Source organism: Streptomyces sp. NPDC001922, assembly GCF_042891165.1.
In the GTDB taxonomy this organism is placed as follows: domain Bacteria; phylum Actinomycetota; class Actinomycetes; order Streptomycetales; family Streptomycetaceae; genus Streptomyces.
Genome location: NZ_JBIASV010000011.1, coordinates 176,903 through 197,113, shown reverse-complemented (window position 1 = coordinate 197,113; position 20,211 = coordinate 176,903). Strand labels below are relative to the sequence as shown.

Sequence of the window (20,211 nt, the reverse complement as noted above, 5' to 3'; positions counted from 1 at the left end):
TGCACTTTCCTATCAGGTGTGCGCTGTGACGGCGGTCTCGGGTGCGGGCTTCTCCAGCCGTACGACAAGGGACTTGCCGGCCGGGGTGTTGCTGGTGTCCGCCGTGGCGTCCAGCGGGACGAGGACGTTCGTCTCCGGGAAGTACGCGGCCGCGCAGCCGCGGGCGGTCGGGTAGTGGACGACCCGGAAGCCGGGCGCGCGCCGCTCCCTGCCGTCCCGCCACTCGCTGACCAGGTCGGTGTACGAGCCGTCGGGGAACCCGAGGGCTCGGGCGTCGTCGGGGTGGACGAGGACCACGCGGCGGCCGCCCCGGATGCCGCGGTAGCGGTCGTCGAGCCCGTAGATGGTGGTGTTGTACTGGTCGTGCGAGCGGAGCGTCTGCAACAGCAGCCGCCCGTCCGGCAGTTCGGGGTACTCGACGGGCGCTGCGGTGAAGTTGGCCCGGCCGGTGGCGGTGGGGAAGCGGCGGTCGTCGCGCGGGGCGTGCGGCAGGGGGAAGCCGCCGGGCCGGCGGAGCTTGTTCTCGAAGTCGTCGAAGCCGGGCACCACCCGCGAGATGCGGTCCCGGATCGAGCTGTAGTCCCGCTCGAACTCCTCCCAGGGGGTGCTGCTGCCCGCGCCGAGGGTCCGTCGCGCGAGCCGGCACACGATGGCGGTCTCGGAGAGGAGCTGTTCGCTCGCCGGTTCCAGCCGGCCGCGGGAGGCGTGCACCATGCCCATGGAGTCCTCGACGGTGACGAACTGGTCGCCGGAGGCCTGGCGGTCGCGCTCGGTGCGGCCGAGGGTGGGCAGGATCAGGGCGCGGGCGCCGGTGACCACGTGCGAGCGGTTGAGCTTGGTGGAGACGTGCACGGTGAGCCGGGCGCGGCGCATCGCCGCCTCGGTGACCTCGGTGTCGGGGGAGGCGGCGACGAAGTTGCCGCCCATCGCGAAGAACACCTTCGCCGTGCCGTCGCGCAGGGCCCGGATGGACCGGACGACGTCGAGGCCGTGCTCGCGGGGCGGCGCGAAGCCGAACTCCTTCTCCAGGGCGTCGAGGAAGGCGGGCGCGGGGCGTTCGAAGATGCCCATGGTGCGGTCGCCCTGCACGTTGCTGTGTCCGCGGACCGGGCAGACCCCGGCGCCGGGGCGGCCTATGTTGCCGCGCAGCAGGAGGAAGTTGACGACCTCCTTGATGGTGGGCACGGCGTGCTTGTGCTGGGTGAGGCCCATCGCCCAGCAGACGACGATGCTCTTCGCCTCGAGGACCATGCGCAGGGCGCGTTCGACGGTGTCCCGGTCCAGGCCGGTGGCGCGCAGCGTCTCGTCCCAGTCGTGGGCGTGCGCGGCGGCCGCGAACTCCTCGAAGCCATGGGTGTGCTCGGCGATGAACGCCCGGTCGACGGCGTCGGGCGTGCTGTCGGACGCCTCCAGCAGGAGCCGGTTCAGGAGGCGGAAGAGGGCCTGGTCGCCGCCGAGCCGGATCTGCAGGAAGAGATCGGTCAGCGCGGTGCCGCCGCCGGCCAGCCCGCGCGCGGTCTGCGGGTTCTTGAACCGCTCCATCCCGGCCTCGGGGAGCGGGTTGACCGTGATGATCCGGGTGCCGGCCGCCTTGGCCGCCTCCAGCGCGGTGAGCATGCGCGGGTGGTTGGTGCCCGGGTTCTGCCCGGCCACGATGATCAGGTCGGCCCGGGGGAGATCCTCCAGCAGCACGCTGCCCTTGCCGACGCCGATCGTCTCGGTGAGCGCGGAGCCCGAGGACTCGTGGCACATGTTGGAGCAGTCGGGGAGGTTGTTGGTGCCGAACTCGCGGGCGAAGAGCTGGTAGAGGAAGGCGGCTTCGTTGCTGGTGCGCCCGGAGGTGTAGAAGAGGGCCTCGTCCGGGGAGTCCAGGGCGCGCAGCTCGTCCGCGACGATGTCGAAGGCCCGCTCCCAGGGCACCGGCTCGTAGTGGTCGGCGCCCTCGGCGAGGTACATGGGCCGGGTGAGCCGGCCCTGCTGGCCGAGCCAGTAGCCGCTGCGCTCCGCGAGCCGGGCGACGGGGTGCGCGGCGAAGAAGTCGGGGGTGATCCGGCGCAGGGTCGCCTCCTCGGCGACCGCCTTCGCGCCGTTCTCGCAGAACTCCGCGGCGTGGCGCTTCTCCCCTTCGGGCCAGGCGCAGCCGGGGCAGTCGAAGCCGTCCTTCTGGTTGACCCGGAGGAGGGTGCGGGCGGTGCGCCGGACCCCCATCTGCTGCTGGGCGACGCGGAGCGAGTGGCCGATGGCGGGCAGGCCGGCGGCGGCGTGCTGCGGCGGCGAGACGTCCGGTGCGTCCTGGACGGGGTCGTCGGCGGGTGGCTGGGCTGCCACGTCGCTGCCTCCTTCGTACTCGCGCGCTCGCTCGCCGTGCACCCCCGGGCGCTGTTCGCCGCGGACGGGTGGGCGTGCTCAGTGTGATGGCTGTCTCGATCCTCCCACGCCGGGACGGCGCCTGCGGCCCCGCGGAGGGTTCCGTGCGGGGCGGATGCGGGGCGCCCCGCGGCGGGCCGGACCGGGCGACGGGGGCAGCACGGCTCCCGGACGGATGTGCCCGGAGACGGTGGGCACCGGCTGTCAGTGGGGCGTGGCAGGATCGGGGGCGTGGCAGAGACAGCATCGAAGAAGTCCGCAGCAACCGCTCCCGCCCGCAGCTCGCAGGGCTCCCCGGCCACCGGGCAGGGAGACCGCCCCCGTCTGCTCCTGCTGGACGGGCATTCCCTGGCGTACCGGGCGTTCTTCGCGCTGCCCGCGGAGAACTTCAGCACGACGACGGGGCAGACGACCAACGCGATCTACGGCTTCACGTCGATGCTGGCGAACACGCTGCGCGACGAGCAGCCCACGCATCTGGCGGTGGCGTTCGACGTCTCCCGGAAGACGTGGCGGTCCGAGGAGTTCGCCGAGTACAAGGCGAACCGCTCCAAGGCGCCGGACGAGTTCAAGGGGCAGGTCGAGCTGATCGGCGAGCTGCTGGACACGATGAACGTCACCCGCTTCGCGGTGGAGGGCTTCGAGGCGGACGACGTGATCGCCACCCTGGCCACCCAGGCCGAGGCGGCGGGCTTCGAGGTGCTGATCGTCACCGGTGACCGGGACTCCTTCCAGCTGGTCACCGACCATGTCACGGTGCTCTACCCGACCAAGGGCGTCTCGGAGCTGACCCGCTTCACGCCGGAGAAGGTCGAGGAGAAGTACGGGCTCACCCCCCGGCAGTACCCGGACTTCGCGGCGCTGCGCGGCGACCCGTCCGACAACCTCCCAGGGATTCCCGGGGTCGGCGAGAAGACCGCCACCAAGTGGATCAACCAGTTCGGCTCGTTCGCCGAGCTGGTGGACCGCGCGGACGAGGTCAAGGGCAAGGTCGGCGAGAAGCTCCGGGAGCACCTGGAGTCCGTCAAGCTGAACCGGCAGCTGACCGAGCTGGTCCGGGACGTCGAGCTCCCGGTGGGCCCGGAGGGCCTGGAGCGCAGCCCGTACGACCGGCAGGCGCTCGCGGTGATGCTGGACGCGCTGGAGTTCCGCCACCAGAACTTCCGGGACCGGCTGATGGCCGCGGACCCGGGCGAGGCACCGGAGGAGGTCGCCCCGGCGCCGGGCGTGGAGCTGGAGGGCGAGGTGCTCGCCGCGGGCGGGCTCGCGCCGTGGCTCGAGCGGCACGGGGCCGGGCCGCTGGGCCTGGCCACGGTCGACGCCTGGGCGCTGGGCTCCGGCAGTGTCAGCGAGATCGCGCTGGCGCTGGGCTCGGGTCCGGCCGTGTGGTTCGACCCGGCCGAGCTGGACGAGGCGGACGAGCGGGCCTTCGCCGCCTGGACCGCCGACCCGGACCGGCCGAAGGTGCTGCACAACGCCAAGGGCGTGATGCGGGTCTTCGCCGAGCACGGCTGGCGCGTCGAGGGCGTCACCATGGACACCGCGCTCGCCGCGTACCTGGTCAAGCCCGGCCGGCGGTCGTTCGCGCTGGACGCGCTGTCGCTGGAGTACCTGGGCCGCGAGCTGGCCCCGGCCGCCTCCGACAGCGGACAGCTCGCCTTCGGCGCCGACGAGCAGGCCGAGAAGGACGCGCTGATGACCGAGGCGCGCACCGTGCTGGACCTGGGCGAGGCGTTCACCGGGCGGCTGGAGGAGGTCGGCGCGGCGGGGCTGCTGCGCGATGTGGAGCTCCCCACCTCCGCGATGCTGGCCCGCATGGAGCGGGCCGGGATCGCCGCCGACCGCGACTGGCTCTCCCGCATGGAGCAGCAGTTCGCCGGCGCGGTGCAGCAGGCCGTGCAGGAGGCGCACGCCGCGGTGGGCCATGAGTTCAACCTCGGTTCGCCGAAGCAGCTCCAGGAGGTGTTCTTCGGCGAGCTGGGCCTGCCCAAGACCAAGAAGACCAAGACCGGTTACACCACGGACGCGGACGCGCTCGCCTGGCTGGCGGGGCAGACCGACCACGAACTGCCCGTGATCATGCTCCGCCACCGGGAGCAGGCCCGGCTGCGCTCCACCGTCGAGGGGCTGATCAAGACGGTCGCGCCGGACGGGCGGATCCACACCAGCTTCAACCAGACCGTGGCGGCGACCGGCCGGCTCTCCTCCACCGACCCGAACCTGCAGAACATCCCGGTGCGGACCGACGAGGGCCGGGCGATCCGGCGCGGCTTCGTCGTCGGCGAGGGATACGAGTCGCTGCTCACCGCCGACTACAGCCAGATCGAGCTGCGCGTCATGGCCCACCTCTCCGAGGACGAGGGCCTGATCGAGGCGTTCACCTCCGGCGAGGACCTGCACACCACGGTCGCCTCCCAGGTGTTCTCCGTCGCCAAGACCGACGTCGACCCGGAGATGCGCCGCAAGATCAAGGCGATGTCGTACGGCCTGGCCTACGGGCTCTCCGCGTTCGGCCTGTCCCAGCAGCTGAACATCGGGCCGGACGAGGCGCGCAAGCTGATGGACACCTACTTCGAGCGCTTCGGCGGGGTCCGCGACTACCTGCGGCGCGTCGTCGACGAGGCGCGGGCCACCGGCTACACCGAGACCATCCTCGGGCGCCGCCGCTACCTCCCCGACCTCACCAGCGACAACCGGCAGCGCCGGGAGATGGCGGAGCGGATGGCGCTCAACGCCCCCATCCAGGGCACCGCCGCCGACATCGTCAAGGTCGCCATGCTGCGCGTGGACGAGGCCCTCACCAAGGAGAAGCTGACCTCGCGGATGCTGCTCCAGGTGCACGACGAAATCGTGCTGGAGGTCGCCCCCGGCGAGCGCGCCCAGGTCGAGGAGCTGGTGCGCCGCGAGATGAGCGGGGCGGCCGAGCTGCGGGCGCCGCTGGACGTGTCGGTGGGCGACGGCGGGGACTGGGAGTCGGCGGCGCACTGAGCGGCCTCGACCCCGTACCGGCGAACCAGGGCCGGGCTCCGTTCCGACGGGCCCGGCCTCAGCCCGGCACCCGGGCGACCGCAGCTCCGCACCGGCGGCGGCCGGCGCAGCACCGACGGGGGCCCGGCTTCAGCCCCGTACCGACGGGGCCGGTGGGCGCCGGTCCGGCTGCGGGGGCCGGGGAGCGCCCCCGTCGCGGTGGCGGACGCGTACCGCCGCCGCGACGATCACCAGCCCCAGGGCGAGCCCCGCGCCCGCCCCGAACAGGGCGGTGGGGACGTAGTCCAGCACGGACATGTCCGCGCCGAGCGTCGCCCGCAGGCGCAGGCAGCGGTGCACGGCGCCCGCGAGGACGCACCCCGCGAGCAGCGCCGCGGCGGCGAACCGTTCCCGCGCCCCGAGCCGGGGAACGGCGGCGGGCACCGGCACCTCCCGCGGCAGCCGGCGCACCGCCGACACCAGGAACGCGCCGATCACGGCGAGCGCCACCGCCGAACTGCCGTACTGCACGTAGGTGTAGAGCGGAAAGCCCGCCACGACCTCGCCGAGCACCGGTAACAGCCGCGTCCCCCACCGGTCCAGGTGCGTGAACGCGTCCCAGACGATGTGGGTCGCCGCGCCGAGCACCGCCGACACCCAGAACCACCCCACCAGCGGCGCCACCGGCCTGCCGCGCCACGGGCGCCCGCGCAGCAGACCGTGCATCGTGCCCTGCCACGCCCGGGGCAGCAGCGCCACCAGCGGTTCGCGCAGCAGCAGCCAGCCCGCCACGAGCAGTGCCGTGATCGCCGCGTCCACGGTCAGCACCCCGGCCGGCGCGTGGGTGAAGTCGCCGAACTCCATGGCCCCGGGCAGCACGCTGTCGGCGAAGTAGGTGGCGTCCGGTGAGAACGACCCCGCGACGAGGGCGGAGGCGAGCAGCGGTCCCCGCGCCGTCCCGTCCCTGCGGACGGCCGGCAGCACGGCCGCCGCATGGCTCAGTGTGAACGGCATGGGTTCCCTTCGGCTCTGTCCTTGATCGGGACGACCAGTATGCGGTGCCGTACGGTTGCGCGACTGGTTCCGCGACCTGCGGGCAACAGCGAGGTGGAGCAGTCGTGAAAGCTCTCGGGACCGCGATGGCTCGGGGGCCCAGGATGTCGTAGTCTCACCTGAGTTGTGGCGCCGGGGGCGCGCCGCATTCCGGGCGGGGCGGATTCCGTCCGGTGTCCCCTGACCGTCGGCAGGGGATTCCCAGGGGAGGGAACGCGGAGATGGCAGCACAGTTCGGTCGGCGGCTACGCAAGAGTGCGGCCACCAGCGCCGTGACGGCAGTGGCGATGGCGGCGCTGACGGCGTCTCAGGCCCCCAGTCTGCTCAGTGCCGAACAGGCCACCGGCGGCGGCTCGGAGCCCGTGCACGAGAACCCCATCGACGGCGGTTCGCCGTACCACACCGACCTGCCGCCGCTGAACACCACGAACCGGCCCGGAACTTCCACACCCGTGCCCGGCCGTCCCGAGAGGTCCGCCGAGGCGGGGCTGCCCGCTTCCGTGCTCGCCGCCTACAAGAAGGCCGAGAGGACACTCGCGGACCGCAACCCGGGCTGCAACCTCCCCTGGGAACTCCTCGCCGCCATCGGCAAGGTGGAGTCCGGTCAGGCGCGCGGCGGTTCGGTGGACGCCGAGGGCACCACCCTCCGGCCGATCCTCGGCCCCAAGCTCGACGGCAACGGCTTCGCGCGGATCACGGACACCGACGGCGGGGAGTTCGACGGCGACACCACGCACGACCGCGCGGTCGGCCCGATGCAGTTCATCCCGTCCACCTGGAAGAACTGGGGTGCCGACGGCAACGGCGACGGCGCGAAGAACCCCAACAACATCTACGACGCGGCCCTGGCCGCCGGCCGCTATCTGTGCGCCGCCGGCCGCGACCTGTCCGTCCCGGAGGACCGGGACCGGGCGATCCTCGGCTACAACCGTTCCGAGGAGTATCTGCGCACCGTCCTCTCCTGGTTCGAGTACTACCGCAAGGGCACCCACGAGGTGCCGGACGGCACCGGCGTGCTGCCGGTCGACCTCGACCCGGACCCCGTCCCGGTCGACCGGAACCGGGCGCGGGACACCGGCGGCAAGAAGGGCGACAAGGGCTCGTCCGGCCGGCACGGTTCCGGCAGGCCGGGCAGCGGCCGCCCGCACAAGCCGGGCGACGGTGCCGACAAGCCCCGCCCGTCCGAGCCGGACGAACCGCAGCAGCCGGACGACCCGAACGGACCGGACGAGTCCACCCCGGCCTCCCGCGTCACGGCTCTCCAGCGCATCGGGGCACGGAACCTGACCGCCACGGCGGGCACCGCCTTCACCGAACCGCCCCGGGTGCGGGCCGAGGACGCGAAGGGCAAGCCGGTCGCGAAGGTGCCCGTGCGGTTCGAGATCCGCGGCGGCACCGACACCCGCTTCCCCGACCGGGCGACCCGGGTCACTGTCCTCACCGGCAGTGACGGCACCGCCCGCGCACCGAAGCTGCTCGCCGGGGAGCGGGCCGGGACCTTCACGCTGCACGCCGGCGTCGAGGGCCGCCTGCTGCTCGGCACCGACTACACCGGCACCGTCGAGGCCCGTCCCGCGCCGCAGGCCGATGCCCTCGTCCGCGTCGGTGACGCGCCGCTGACGGCCCCGGCCGGCGGTGCGTTCGCCGACCCGCTGGAGGTCCGGGCGACCTACCGGGGGCAGGCCGCGGCCGGGGTGCCCGTGACCGCTTCGTTCGTCACCTCCGGCCTCCTCGGGTCGGCCGAGAACGACGAGGGCCCCTTCTTCAAGGACGCGGCCGGCAAGCCCGTGCGCACCCTGAAGACCCTCAAGACCGGCGCGAACGGTGCCCTGAAGCTGCCGAAGATCTACGCCGACGACCAGGCCGGTACGTTCCGTCTGCGCGTCACCACGGCCGAGGGCACCGTCCTCACGGTCGAACTGACCGTCACGGAGGCCACGACCCCCGCCCCCGGAACCCCTTCTCCCGGAACCTCTGCCCCCGGAACGCCCGCCCCGGAGACCTCCGCCCCGAAGTCCTCCGGCCAGTAGGCGCCGACCGCGCTCCGCCGGGTGCCGCCCGCACGGCGGTGCCCGCCGGAGCTCCCGCGAACCTGCCACCCCGGCACCGCACCCCGTGTGGGGCGCGGTGCCGGGGTGTTCTCATCTCCGGCTCCCCTTGCTACGGTGCCCCAGCCCTGACGGACCGTCAGGTCGCAGCCGTCTACCCCCGGGGAGGCCGGTCATGCGCGCCCTCGCAGCTGCCGCCGCCGGACTGACCGCCGCCCTCGCGCTGGTGCTCACCGTGACGGCGATCGGCGCCCCGGCCGGCGAGACGTCCCCGAAACCGCTGCTCACCACCGTCCCCGAGCACCCCTTGGACGGAGAAGCGCCGTGACGCGGGCCGCGCCGCCGCCGGAGGCGGCACCCGGGGCCCCGGCCTCCCCGTCCCGCGCCCGCCGGCCGGGACGCCGTCGCCCCCGGCGCGGGATGCGCCGGCGGGCGAGCCTGGTGCTGCTCGCCCTCGCCGTCTTCTGCGCCACCCTCGCACCGCTGCTGCGCTGGTACGCCTTTCCCCGGCTGGCGAAGATCCCGGCCGGCCAGTACCAGGAGATGGTGCTGGAGGCGCGGAACGCGACCCTGCTCGACTACACCACCATGCGGCCCCGCAAGGTCTCCCGGGTCACCATCGTGCAGACCCTCAAGGGCAACGTCGAAGCGTCGGAGAAGGTCGAGCGGACCGCCGGCCGGGACGTCGTGGTCTGGGACGGTCTCTCCCACGTCGTCGGCCCCGACGGGAAGATGGTCTCCAGCATCCCCGAGCGCTACATCTTCGACGCGCACACCCAGGCGCCGGTGCACGCCGACGGCGAACACGTCGACCGCGACCCGGTGAAGCGCGAGGGCATCGAGTTCAAGTGGCCCTTCCTCCCCGAGCGCCGCGACTACACCTACTTCGACGCCCAGACCCGGACCTCCGCACCCATCCACTACCGGGGCACCCGCACCTTCCGGGGGCTGGAGGTCTACTACTTCGAGCAGACCATCCCCTGGACCAGGGTCCCCGTTCCGAAGAAGATGCCGGTCTCGGGCGTCACCCCGGAGTCGGTACGGAAGGCCGGCACGACGCGCTGGTACACCACCCGGCGCATGTTCTGGGTCGACCCCACCACCGGCGCACCCGTCAACGGCGAGGAGATCCACCGGGAGGAGCTGCGGGGCGGCACCCTGCTCGGCGGCCGTGACCGGGTGACGGCGTTCGCCGGACATGTGCGGATGCGCGAGGACTACATCGACCACACCGTCGCCCTGGTGACGTCCCAGCGGGCGCTGATCCTGCTCATGACGTCCTGGCTGCCGTGGGGCTTCGTCACCCTGTCGGCCCTTCTGCTCGCGCTCGCGCTCCTTCTGGAGGCCCGCGGCCGACGGCCAGCGCGGGGCGGGACCGGCACGCCGTCCGACGGCTCCGGACCCACCGGTGGCCCCTGATCCGGCCGTGGCCCGTCATGGCTCAGGAGCGGCCCGCCGTGCCCTCACTTCCGTTGCAGCCGCGCCTTCGTATACCGCGTCGCCTCGGCCGACAGCGGATCCTCCGGCCACGGGTGCCTGGGGTACCGGCCGCGCAACTCCGCCCGGACCGCGCGGTACCCGTCCCGCCAGAAGGACGCCAGATCGGTGGTGACGGCCGCGGGACGGCCGGCGGGGGAGAGCAGATGCACCAGCAGCGGCACCCGCCCGCCCGCGATCAGCGGAGTGCGCTCCAGCCCGAACAGCTCCTGGAGCTTCACCGCCAGCACCGGCCGCTCGCCCGCGTAGTCGACCCGGATCCGGGACCCGCTGGGCACCGCGATCCGTTCCGGCGCCAGCTCGTCGAAGCGCGCGGCCTCGCCCCCGGCCCACGGGAGCAGCCGGGCCAGCGCCCGTCCGGCGTCCACCCGCTCCAGGTCGCTCCGCCGCCGCGCGCCGTCCAGCTCCGGGCCCAGCCACGCGTCCGGCGCACCGAGCAGCGCGGCGTCCGACACGTCCGGCCACGGCTCGCCCAGCTCCCGGTGCAGGAACGCCATCCGGCCGCGCAGGACGGACGCCTCGTCCGGCCAGCGCAGCAGCCCCGGCCCCTCGCGCCGCAGCCCGTCCAGCAGCGCTGCCCGCAGCCGGTCCGGGTCGGGCCGGGACAGCGGCCGGACGGCCAGTTCGACGGCGCCCAGCCGCTCCACCCGGCGGGCCGCCACATCGCCGCGCTCGGTGGACCAGACCACCTCCTCGGCCACGGACAGCAGCCCGCCCGCCGCCTGCCGGGCGGTGTCCTCATCGGTCACCGCGGCCAGCCGGACCCGGGCCGAAGCGGCGCCGGAGGACCGGTCGGCGACCGCGACGGCCAGCCATTCCGCGGTGCCGAGCCGCGACCCGTCACCGAGCGCGGCACCGGTCCCCGACGCCATCAGATACGCGCCGGAACCGCGGCTCAGGGCCACCCGCTCGGGGAAGGCCAGGGCCGTGACCAGCCCCGCCACGGCGTCATCGGTGAGCTCCTCGTCCGGCCGGGCCGGTCCGCCACCCGGCTCCCTCTGCCCCGCCGCCCCCTGAAGCCGCCGGACCTCCGCCCGCCAGCGCTGCGCATAGGCGTCCCCGCCCCGCCGGGCCGAACGCCAGGCCGCCGCCAGGTCGTCCCCGTACTCCCGGGGCGGCTCCTCCGAGAGCAGCGCGACCACCTCCGCCGCCCGGCGGTGACCGACCAGCTCCGCGCCGTCCAGCAGGGCCCGGGCCAGTCGCGGATGCAGGCCGAGCCGGGCCATCCGGACCCCCCGGCCGGTCGCCCGCCCGCCGGCGTCGACCGCGCCGACGGCCCGCAGCACCTCACCCGCCGCGGCCATCGCCCCGGCCGGCGGCGGGTCCAGCAGGGCGAGGCCCGCGGCGTCCGGGTCGCCCCAGCAGGCCGTCTGGAGCGCGAACCCCGTCAGGTCCGCGACCCCGATCTCCGGCGACGGCCACTGCGGGAGCCGCGGCTGCTCCGCCTCGGCCCAGCAGCGGTACACCGCGCCCGGAGCCTCCCGCCCGGCGCGCCCCGCCCGCTGGCGCGCCCCCGCCTGGGACACCCGCACGGTGGTCAGCGAGCTCAGACCCCGCGCGTGGTCCGTGCGCGGCTCGCGCGCCAGGCCCGCGTCGACCACGGTCCGCACCCCCGGGACGGTCAGACTCGACTCGGCGACCGACGTCGCCAGCACGACCCGCCGCACCCCCGTGCCGCCGCCGAGCACCGCGTCCTGCACGGCCGCCGGGGCGCGCCCGTGGACCTGCAGCACCTCCGCGGCGACCCCCCGCAGCAGGCCCGCGACACGCCCGATCTCCCCGACGCCCGGCAGAAAGCACAGCACGTCCCCGTCCCGTTCGCGCAGCGCCCGCCGGACGACGGTGGCGACATGGTCCAGCAGCGCCGGATCCACCCGCAGCCCCTGCGGCGGACGCACCGGGCGCGACGGCGGCGACCACACCACCTCCACGGGGTGCGACACGCCGTGCGCCTCGACCACCGGCGCGTACGCACCACCGGAGTCCGCGCCACCGCGCCCCGCCGGTCCGTCGGACCCCCGCGATTCGCCGGGAGCCGCCGGTCCGCCGGACCCCGCCGCGCCGTCGGCCCGTCCATCGTCAGGCAGCTCGCCGTCACCGGTCGCGCCGTCACCGAGCAGCCGCGCCCAGCCCGCCGCGTCCGTGGTCGCCGACGCCGCGACGAGCCACAGGTCCGGCCGCAGCGTCGCCCGTACGTCCAGCAGGAACGCGGCCGCCGTATCGGCGTCGAGATGGCGTTCATGGCACTCGTCGAGCACCACCGCGTCCACCCCCGCCAGCTCCTGGTCCCGCTGCAGCCGCTGGAGGAGCACGCCGGTCGTCACCACCTCGACGACGGTGTCCCGGCCGGCCCGTCGCTCGCCCCGCACCGTGAAGCCGACCGTCCCGCCGACCTCCTCACCCAGCAGCCACGCCATCCGCCGGGCAGCGGCCCGGGCGGCGATGCGCCGCGGCTCGGCGACGACGACACGCCGCACCGGCCCGCCGCCGGTCAGCCCGGCCAGCGCCAGCGGAACGAGCGTGGTCTTGCCGGTGCCCGGCGGAGCGCACAGCACCGCCGCGCCCCGTTCGTCCAGGGCGGCGCGCAGCGCGGGGAGCGCGGTCCGTACGGGCAGCTGGTCGAGGGCGTCGGTGCGGATCACGGCCCCAGTCTCCCAGCGCCCCGGCCCCACCCCCGAGGCAGCTGTCCCGCCTCGTCGGCCGGCTCAGTCCCGCTCGCAGACGAAGACCGCCGTGCCCGGGATCAGATGCCCGCGCAGCGGGGACCAGCCGCCCCACTCCTGCTGGTTCCAGTCCGGCCACTCCGGCTCCACCAGATCGGTCAGCCGGAACCCGGCCGCGACCACGTCCCGTACCCGGTCGCCGATCGTCCGGTGGTGTTCCACGTAGACGGCGTTCCCGGACTCGTCCTGTTCGACATAGGGCGTGCGGTCGAAGTAGGAGGAGGCGACGGACAGCCCCTCGGGCCCCGGCTCGTCGGGGAACGCCCAGCGGATCGGGTGGGTCACCGCGAAGACCCAGCGCCCGCCCGGCCGCAGCACCCGGCGCACCTCGCGCAGCGCGCGCACCGGGTCGGCCACGAACGGGATCGCCCCGTAGGCGGAGCACGCCAGGTCGAACGAGCCGTCCGCGAAGGGCAGCGCCATCGCGTCCGCCTGGACCAGCGGCACCCCGCCGCCGATCCGCAGCGCGTGCTGCAGCTGCCGGTGGGAGAGGTCGAGGGCCACCGGCCGGGCCCCCTGCGCCGCCAGCCAGCGCGAGCACTGGGCCGCCCCGGCCCCGATCTCCAGGACGTCGCGCCCCTTCAGCTCCTCGGCCGGGCCCAGGAGCCCCGCGTCCTCCTCGTCGAGCCCTTCCGGGCCCCAGACGAAGCGCTCGTCGCCCAGGAAGCCGCCGTGTTCGAGCTGGTACTCGTCCGCGTTGCGGTCCCACCAGCCCCGGTTCGCCCGGCTGCTCTCCGTGTCCCCGGCGTCGCGCCGGGTCGCCACCGCTTCATCCTCTTGGTTCATGGGGCCCGTCGTCGTAGTCTTCGCTCGAACCTTGTAGCTGCATGTGCAGTGAGGCCACGGCCTCACGGAACGCAAGTTGTGCCGGGAATGGGGCATTCCGCCCCGTGGTGTGCGCCTTCGCGCATTGACCGTGTCCGGCTGCCCCCGTATGCTACAAGTTGCGCTGCGGGCCTGCGCACCTCAGACGGAGCAGGCTGCGCTCGCATCTGTTGTATGTCCCCTCGGTTGTCGAGGCGTCCGCCCTTTCTTCGGAAGGGCTCCTTTCTCCGGAAGGGAACGCGCCTCTCAGGCTGTCCGGCTTCGGCGGTTGCGATAAGGGTCCCCGGCGTAGCAGTGCCTACGACTCAATGTCCGTACCGGAGCCCTTTCCCACATGACGAGCAGCACCGAGACCACCGCCACCACCCCGCAGGTAGCGGTCAACGACATCGGTAACGAGGAAGCCTTCCTCGCCGCGATCGACGAGACGATCAAGTACTTCAACGACGGCGACATCGTCGACGGCGTCATCGTGAAGGTCGACCGGGACGAGGTCCTGCTCGACATCGGTTACAAGACCGAGGGTGTGATCCCCTCCCGCGAGCTTTCGATCAAGCACGACGTCGACCCCAACGAGGTCGTCGCCGTCGGCGATGAGATCGAGGCCCTGGTTCTCCAGAAGGAGGACAAGGAAGGCCGTCTCATCCTGTCCAAGAAGCGCGCTCAGTACGAGCGGGCCTGGGGCACGATCGAGAAGATCAAGGAAGAGGACGGGATCGTCACCGGTACCGTCATCGAGGTCGTCAAGGGTGGTCTCATCCTCGACATCGGCCTCCGCGGCTTCCTCCCGGCCTCCCTGGTCGAGATGCGCCGTGTCCGCGACCTCCAGCCCTACGTGGGCAAGGAGCTCGAAGCCAAGATCATCGAGCTGGACAAGAACCGCAACAACGTGGTCCTGTCCCGCCGTGCCTGGCTGGAGCAGACCCAGAGCGAGGTCCGCCAGACCTTCCTCACCACCCTCCAGAAGGGCCAGGTGCGCTCCGGCGTCGTCTCCTCCATCGTCAACTTCGGTGCCTTCGTGGACCTGGGTGGCGTGGACGGCCTGGTGCACGTCTCCGAGCTGTCCTGGAAGCACATCGACCACCCCTCCGAGGTCGTCGAGGTCGGCCAGGAGGTCACGGTCGAGGTCCTGGACGTCGACATGGACCGCGAGCGCGTGTCCCTGTCGCTCAAGGCGACCCAGGAAGACCCGTGGCAGCAGTTCGCCCGGACCCACCAGATCGGTCAGGTCGTCCCGGGTAAGGTCACCAAGCTCGTTCCGTTCGGTGCGTTCGTCCGCGTCGACGAGGGCATCGAGGGCCTGGTCCACATCTCCGAGCTGGCCGAGCGCCACGTGGAGATCCCGGAGCAGGTCGTCCAGGTCAACGACGAGATCTTCGTCAAGGTCATCGACATCGACCTCGAGCGCCGCCGCATCAGCCTCTCGCTGAAGCAGGCCAACGAGTCCTTCGGTGCCGACCCGTCCGCGGTCGAGTTCGACCCGACCCTGTACGGCATGGCCGCGTCCTACGACGACCAGGGCAACTACATCTACCCCGAGGGCTTCGACCCGGAGACCAACGACTGGCTCGAGGGCTTCGAGAAGCAGCGCGAGGAGTGGGAGCGCCAGTACGCCGAGGCGCAGGTCCGCTTCGAGCAGCACCAGGCGCAGGTCATCAAGTCCCGCGAGGCCGACGAGCAGGCCGCGGCCGAGGGCGCTGCCGCTCCGGCCGGTGGCACCGGTGGCGGCAACGCCGGCGGCAGCGGCTCGTACTCCTCGGAGTCGGCGGACAACTCCGGCGCCCTGGCGTCGGACGAGGCCCTGGCCGCGCTCCGCGAGAAGCTGGCCGGCGGCCAGAGCTGACGCTCCGGTTCCGGTAGCCGACCGCAACGGCTGAACGGTGAGGCCCGCTCCCTTCGGGGGGCGGGCCTCACCGCGTTCTCGTCGGCACTCGGGTTGATCGCGTTCCTGCGGTGGGCAGGCTCTTCGCGGTCGTCCTTCCGCTCCTGGCTCCGCTGCCCGGCAGCGCGCGCACAGGCCGGGGCGCCGGTGACGTCGTACATTGGCCGTAACAGCAGGGCCGTACGAGGAGCACACGACGGACGAGGACATCGACTACGCCGCCCTGTTCGCGGCCACCCCCAGCCCGTATCTGGTGCTGGACCCCGACCTGGTGATCGTCGCCGTCAACCAGGCCTATCTGGCCGCGACCGGTTGCGAGCGCGAGGAGCTGATCGGGCGGTACGTCTTCGACGCGTTCCCGGACAACCCGTCCGACCCGGACAGCCACCCCGTCCGCGACCTGGAGGCATCCCTGCGCCGGGCGCTGGCCGGCGGGGAGCGCGACAGCATGGCGCTGCAGAAGTACGACATCCCGGTGCCCGGCCGCGAGGGACAGTTCGAGGAACGGTACTGGAGCCAGGCCAACACCCCGGTCAGAGGGCCGGACGGCTCGGTGGCCCTGGTGATCCACCGGGCCGAGGACGTGACGGAATTCGTCCGCGGGCGGGAGCGCAGCGGCTGGGAGCACGGCCTCGGCGACAACCCGCAGGCGCGCAAGGAGGCCATGGAGACCGAGCTGTACGCCCGCGCCCGCGATCTTCAGGAGCTCAATGAGCGCCTCCGGCAGGAGCACGCCCGGGAGCGCGAGGTCGCCCTGGCGTTGCAGCAGGCCATGCTGCCGGTCATTCCGTCCGTGCCGCGCCGGCCGGCCGCCGTCCGCTACCGGCCGGCCGGCGGACTGCTGAACGTCTGCGGCGACTGGTACGACCTGATCGACCTGGACGAGGACCGGTTCGGCGTGACGGTCGGCGATGTCGTCGGGCAGGGGCTGGGGGCCGCCGGGGTCATGGGCCAGCTGCGCAGCGCCCTGGGGGCCGCCGTCCGCGCCGTCGACGGCCCGGCGCGGGCGCTGGACATCCTCGATGTGTACGCCCGCTCCATCGACCGGGCCCTGTCCACGACCGTGGTGCAGGCCGTCGTCGACCTCGCCGCGCAGCGCGTCACCTACAGCTCGGCGGGGCATCCGCCGCCGCTGCTGCTGCACGCCGACGGCACCGTCGAAGCCCTGGACGCGGCGACCGACCCGCCGCTGGCGGTGCGGCCGCACACCGTTCCCCGGCCGCAGGCCGAGGCCGCCTTCGAAGCGGGTGCCGCTCTCGTGCTCTACACCGACGGACTCGTCGAACGCCGGGGCGAGGACATCGACTCCGGCGTCCGGCGGCTCGCCGACAGCCTGAGCCGGCACCGGGGGCTCGGTCCGGAGCCGCTGGCCGACGCCCTGCTCGGCGAGCTCGGCGCCACGGACGGCGTGCCCGACGACACCGCCCTCGTCGTCATCCGGCTCTGACCGCTGTCATCGGGATCCCCCGCGGCCCGAGCCTCCGGCGTGCTCGGATCCTGGGCCCTCGTCCACGGAACGCACCGCGCCCCACCGGATCACCCGGCCGGGGAGGGAATGCCCACGCCCGGGGGCGTGTTGGTGAGGGTGAACGCAAGGGAGGCGCGGTTACGGTGCTTGATCCGCAGGATCTGTACGCATGGGAGCCCAAGGGGCTCGCGGTGGCCGAGATGGCCATGGCCCAGGACTCGGCGGGGCTGGTCATGCTCTACCACTTCGACGGGTACATCGACGCAGGTGAGACCGGTGAGCAGATCGTGGAGCAGCTGCTCGACGGACTGCCGCGGCAGACGGTGGCCCGCTTCGACACCGACCGGCTCATCGACTACCGCGCCCGGCGTCCGCTGCTCACCTTCCGGCGCGACCGCTGGACGGCGTACGACGCCCCCCGGCTCGAACTCCACCTCGTCCAGGACGCCACCGGAGCGCCGTTCCTGCTGCTCTCCGGCCCGGAGCCGGATGTGGAGTGGGAACGTTTCGCCGCCGCCGTACGGCAGATCGTGGAGCGGCTCTCCGTGCGGCTCGCGGTGAACTTCCACGGCATTCCCATGGGCGTCCCGCACACCCGTCCGGTCGGCATCACCCCGCACGGCAACCGTGTCGACCTGATGCCCGGCCACGGCAGCGTCTTCGACGAGGCGCAGGTGCCCGGGAGCGCCGAGTCGCTGGTGGAGTTCCGGCTGGCGGAGGCGGGCCACGACGTGCTGGGTGTCGCCGCCCATGTGCCGCACTACATCGCCCGCTCGCCCTACCCGGACGCGGCGCTGACCGCGCTGGAGGCGATCACTGCGGCGACCGGGCTCGTGCTGCCGGGCGTGGCGCGTGCCCTGCGCACCGAGGCGCACCGCACCCAGGTGGAGATCGAGCGGCAGATCGGGCAGGGCGACGACGAGTTGATCTCCCTGGTGCAGGGGCTGGAGAACCAGTACGACGCCATGGCCGGGTCCCGGACCCGCGGCAACCTGGTCGCCGAGCCGGCGCAGTTGCCGTCGGCGGACGAGCTGGGCCGCGAGTTCGAACGCTTCCTCGCCGAGCGTGAGGGCGACGGCGGCTGATCCCCGCCGCATCCGGTCTTCTACCCTGAGCTCATGCTGAAGGTGGGCCTGACGGGCGGAATCGGATCCGGCAAGAGCGAGGTGTCACGGCTGCTCGCCTCCCACGGCGCGGTGATCGTGGACGCGGACAGGATCGCGCGGGAGGTCGTGGAGCCCGGAACGCCGGGACTGGACGCGGTGGTCGCCGAGTTCGGCCCCGGGATCCTGACCGAGGACGGCACGCTGGACCGCCCCGGGCTGGGCACCGTCGTGTTCAGCGACCCCGAGCGGTTGCGTGCGCTGAACGCCATCGTCCACCCCTTGGTCGGCGCCCGGTCGGCGGAGCTGGAGGCGTCGGCGGGACCGGAGGCGATCGTCGTCCACGATGTGCCGCTGCTGGCCGAGAACGGTCTGGCTCCGCTGTACGACCTGGTGGTCGTCGTGGACGCGACCGAGCGGACCCGGGTCGAGCGGCTCGTGCGGCTGCGCGGGATGGCGGAGCAGGAGGCCAGGTCACGGATGGCCGCCCAGGCGACGCGGGAGGAGCGCCTCGCCGTCGCCGACCTGGTGATCGACAACGACGGACCGCTGGAAGCCCTGGAGCAGCAGGTCGGGACGGTCTGGGACGAGCTGCGGCGGCGTGCGGCCGGGGCTGCCGAGTAGGACCGCCCGTGCTGCGGGGCCCGAGGGCCGGAGTGGGCGCCGAGCGGGTGGAGGGTGCCAGGGCGGAAGGCGTCGGGTCGATGCGGCCGGAGCGTGCGGTGCCGGGGTGTCCGCCCGCGGGGGCTCCGAGGGGTGCGGTGCGAAGGCTGTTCCCGCGGTGTTTCCCCCGGGGAATGGTCGGCGGGGCAGTGTTGTTGTGCCGGATCGACAGGCGTCCGCTTCGCAGCTGGGACAGGAGGGACCGTGCCCGAGCGCACCCCCGAGACACACGTCATCGACTACCGCGCCGCGGAACATCTGCTCGCCGCCCACGACCCGCAGGGCGCGGTGAAGCTCCTGGACCCGGTGATCTCGGCCCACCCGGAGAACACCGCGGCCCGGCTGCTGCGGGCGCGGGCCTTCTTCCACGCGGCGCAACTTCGCTCGGCCGAGCTGGAGTTCCAGCTCGTCCTGGAGCGTGAGCCGGACAACGCATTCGCCCACTTCGCCCTCGGACGCACGCTCCAGCGGGCCAACCGTCCGGAGGAGGCCACCCGTCACTTCCGGCTGGCCGCGGCGCTGGATCCGCGCCCGGACTTCGTGGAAGCGGCTCGCTTCGGCGACACCGGCCCGGGCGACGCCGCCTGACAGCCGCCCCCGCGTGCTCCGGCACCGCACGCGGGCTCAGGGGGGGGATGACCGCGCCCGGTCGCCCGACGGCGTCGTAAATCCGGTCGATCATCGTTCGTACAGGCTGCTAGCGTGCGGCACGTGGCGAAACTCAATCAGATCATCGCAGTCGAGAAGGGCGTCAAGTCCAAGGCGCAGCAGGACCTTTCGGGTACGCAGCGGGGGCTGGAGAAGCCGGCGCTGCTGGCCGGGATCTCCCGCACGTACCAGCCGAAGGACGAGGAGGGCGAGCAGCTCCCGCCCGAGTCCACCCGTGTGCAGGTGAAGGCGGAGGACGTCCTGCGGGACACCGCCGCCACGCTCACCCGGCTGTTCGACGTCACCGCCACCAAGGACTGGGCGAACTGCGAAGCCCGTGCGGACATCACGGTCGAGGGCCGGACGCTGCTGCGCGACGTACCCGTCTCGTACCTGCTGTTCCTGGAGAAGCAGCTGACGGACATCAACGCGTTCGTCCGCAGGATGCCCACCCTGGACGCGGCGGAGTCCTGGTCCCTCGACCCGTCGACGGACGCCTGGAAGACCGAGCCGGTCCGCACCGTCCGGACGAAGAAGGTGCCGCGCAACCACGTGAAGGCGGAGGCGACGGACAAGCACCCGGCGCAGGTCGAGGTCTACTACGAGGACATTCCGGTCGGCTACTGGACGACCGTCAAGTTCTCCGGTGCCCTCCCGGCCCGCAGGGTCAACGAAGTCCTCGACCGCGTCGAACGGCTCCAGCAGGCGGTGAAGTTCGCCCGCGAGGAGGCCAACGGCGCCGAGGTCTCCGACCAGCACGTCGGCGACGTGGTCTTCGGCTACCTCTTCGGGTAGCGTCATGATCTCCCCGGCCGTTGTTGAGAGCGGGCGGGGTGCGCGAGGAGCGCAAAGCTGAAGAGGAAGCTCGTCGTGATACACGCGGCTGCATTGGGAGGTATTGACCACCTCTCCGAGCATTCGGTCACGAGAGGGGACTGCCTGAAGTCCGGAGGGCTCCGAGCTCAAC

The 20,211-nt window shown here is 73.1% G+C and carries 14 protein-coding genes; 10 read left to right on the top strand and 4 right to left on the bottom strand.

Features of this window, described 5'->3' with window-relative positions; all coding sequences use genetic code 11:
- Positions 1 to 12: 12 nt before the first annotated feature.
- A complete protein-coding gene (locus ACFYYR_RS21885; protein ID WP_388855945.1) occupies positions 13 to 2,328 on the bottom strand; it encodes an FdhF/YdeP family oxidoreductase in 2,316 nt (771 codons plus the stop codon).
- Positions 2,329 to 2,598: 270 nt separating this feature from the next.
- Between ACFYYR_RS21885 and polA the strand changes: the two genes are divergently transcribed.
- The gene (gene polA, locus ACFYYR_RS21880; protein WP_388855942.1) at positions 2,599 to 5,355 is read left to right on the top strand and encodes a DNA polymerase I; all 2,757 of its coding nucleotides are present in this window, start codon (positions 2,599 to 2,601) and stop codon (positions 5,353 to 5,355) included.
- A gap of 129 nt (positions 5,356 to 5,484) precedes the next feature.
- Here the strand turns inward: polA and ACFYYR_RS21875 are convergent, their stop codons facing one another.
- The gene (locus ACFYYR_RS21875; protein WP_388855939.1) at positions 5,485 to 6,348 is read right to left on the bottom strand and encodes a DUF4184 family protein; all 864 of its coding nucleotides are present in this window, start codon (positions 6,346 to 6,348) and stop codon (positions 5,485 to 5,487) included.
- A 260-nt stretch (positions 6,349 to 6,608) separates the two neighbouring features.
- On the opposite strand from ACFYYR_RS21875, the gene ACFYYR_RS21870 reads away from it, so the two are divergent.
- The 3 genes from ACFYYR_RS21870 to ACFYYR_RS21860 all read left to right on the top strand — a co-directional run bounded on the left by ACFYYR_RS21870 (position 6,609) and on the right by ACFYYR_RS21860 (position 9,854).
- Entirely contained in the window at positions 6,609 to 8,417 is a 1,809-nt protein-coding gene (locus tag ACFYYR_RS21870) for a lytic murein transglycosylase (protein WP_388855936.1), read from the top strand.
- Positions 8,418 to 8,610: 193 nt separating this feature from the next.
- Positions 8,611 to 8,763, top strand: coding sequence for an SPW_0924 family protein (locus tag ACFYYR_RS21865; protein ID WP_388855933.1), 153 nt, complete (start codon positions 8,611 to 8,613; stop codon positions 8,761 to 8,763).
- A gap of 92 nt (positions 8,764 to 8,855) precedes the next feature.
- Complete coding sequence (locus ACFYYR_RS21860; protein ID WP_388856303.1) at positions 8,856 to 9,854, top strand: DUF3068 domain-containing protein; 999 nt, start codon at positions 8,856 to 8,858, stop codon at positions 9,852 to 9,854.
- 44 nt (positions 9,855 to 9,898) lie between these two features.
- On the opposite strand, the gene hrpB is transcribed toward ACFYYR_RS21860, so the two are convergent.
- The gene (hrpB, locus tag ACFYYR_RS21855) at positions 9,899 to 12,574 is read right to left on the bottom strand and encodes an ATP-dependent helicase HrpB (RefSeq protein ID WP_388855930.1); all 2,676 of its coding nucleotides are present in this window, start codon (positions 12,572 to 12,574) and stop codon (positions 9,899 to 9,901) included.
- Between the two features lie 63 nt (positions 12,575 to 12,637).
- Positions 12,638 to 13,441, bottom strand: coding sequence for a class I SAM-dependent methyltransferase (locus ACFYYR_RS21850; protein WP_388855927.1), 804 nt, complete (start codon positions 13,439 to 13,441; stop codon positions 12,638 to 12,640).
- Between the two features lie 373 nt (positions 13,442 to 13,814).
- On the opposite strand from ACFYYR_RS21850, the gene rpsA reads away from it, so the two are divergent.
- The 6 genes from rpsA (at position 13,815) to ACFYYR_RS21820 (ending at position 20,039) form a co-directional block, all read left to right on the top strand.
- Positions 13,815 to 15,323 (top strand): 30S ribosomal protein S1, encoded by a 1,509-nt coding sequence (rpsA, locus tag ACFYYR_RS21845; protein WP_388855924.1) that lies wholly within the window; start codon positions 13,815 to 13,817, stop codon positions 15,321 to 15,323.
- 199 nt (positions 15,324 to 15,522) lie between these two features.
- Positions 15,523 to 16,809 carry a PP2C family protein-serine/threonine phosphatase gene (locus ACFYYR_RS21840; protein ID WP_388855921.1) on the top strand — a complete coding sequence of 429 codons (1,287 nt, stop codon included), beginning with the start codon at positions 15,523 to 15,525 and terminating at the stop codon, positions 16,807 to 16,809.
- Between the two features lie 164 nt (positions 16,810 to 16,973).
- Complete coding sequence (locus ACFYYR_RS21835) at positions 16,974 to 17,915, top strand: PAC2 family protein (protein WP_388855918.1); 942 nt, start codon at positions 16,974 to 16,976, stop codon at positions 17,913 to 17,915.
- A gap of 33 nt (positions 17,916 to 17,948) precedes the next feature.
- Entirely contained in the window at positions 17,949 to 18,557 is a 609-nt protein-coding gene (gene coaE, locus ACFYYR_RS21830) for a dephospho-CoA kinase (protein ID WP_388855915.1), read from the top strand.
- Between the two features lie 243 nt (positions 18,558 to 18,800).
- Positions 18,801 to 19,184 (top strand): tetratricopeptide repeat protein, encoded by a 384-nt coding sequence (locus tag ACFYYR_RS21825; RefSeq protein ID WP_388855912.1) that lies wholly within the window; start codon positions 18,801 to 18,803, stop codon positions 19,182 to 19,184.
- Positions 19,185 to 19,307: 123 nt separating this feature from the next.
- On the top strand, positions 19,308 to 20,039 hold the full coding sequence (locus ACFYYR_RS21820; RefSeq protein WP_388855909.1) for a hypothetical protein: 732 nt from the start codon (positions 19,308 to 19,310) through the stop codon (positions 20,037 to 20,039).
- Positions 20,040 to 20,211 lie beyond the last annotated feature (172 nt).

Coding starts and splice junctions, on each gene's coding strand:
- ACFYYR_RS21875 (WP_388855939.1), bottom strand. CDS start 6,348: ATGCCGTTCACACTGAGCCATGCGGCGGCCGTGCTGCCGGCCGTCCGC.
- ACFYYR_RS21870 (WP_388855936.1), top strand. CDS start 6,609: ATGGCAGCACAGTTCGGTCGGCGGCTACGCAAGAGTGCGGCCACCAGC.
- ACFYYR_RS21865 (WP_388855933.1), top strand. CDS start 8,611: ATGCGCGCCCTCGCAGCTGCCGCCGCCGGACTGACCGCCGCCCTCGCG.
- ACFYYR_RS21860 (WP_388856303.1), top strand. CDS start 8,856: ATGCGCCGGCGGGCGAGCCTGGTGCTGCTCGCCCTCGCCGTCTTCTGC.
- ACFYYR_RS21850 (WP_388855927.1), bottom strand. CDS start 13,441: ATGAACCAAGAGGATGAAGCGGTGGCGACCCGGCGCGACGCCGGGGAC.
- rpsA (WP_388855924.1), top strand. CDS start 13,815: ATGACGAGCAGCACCGAGACCACCGCCACCACCCCGCAGGTAGCGGTC.
- coaE (WP_388855915.1), top strand. CDS start 17,949: ATGCTGAAGGTGGGCCTGACGGGCGGAATCGGATCCGGCAAGAGCGAG.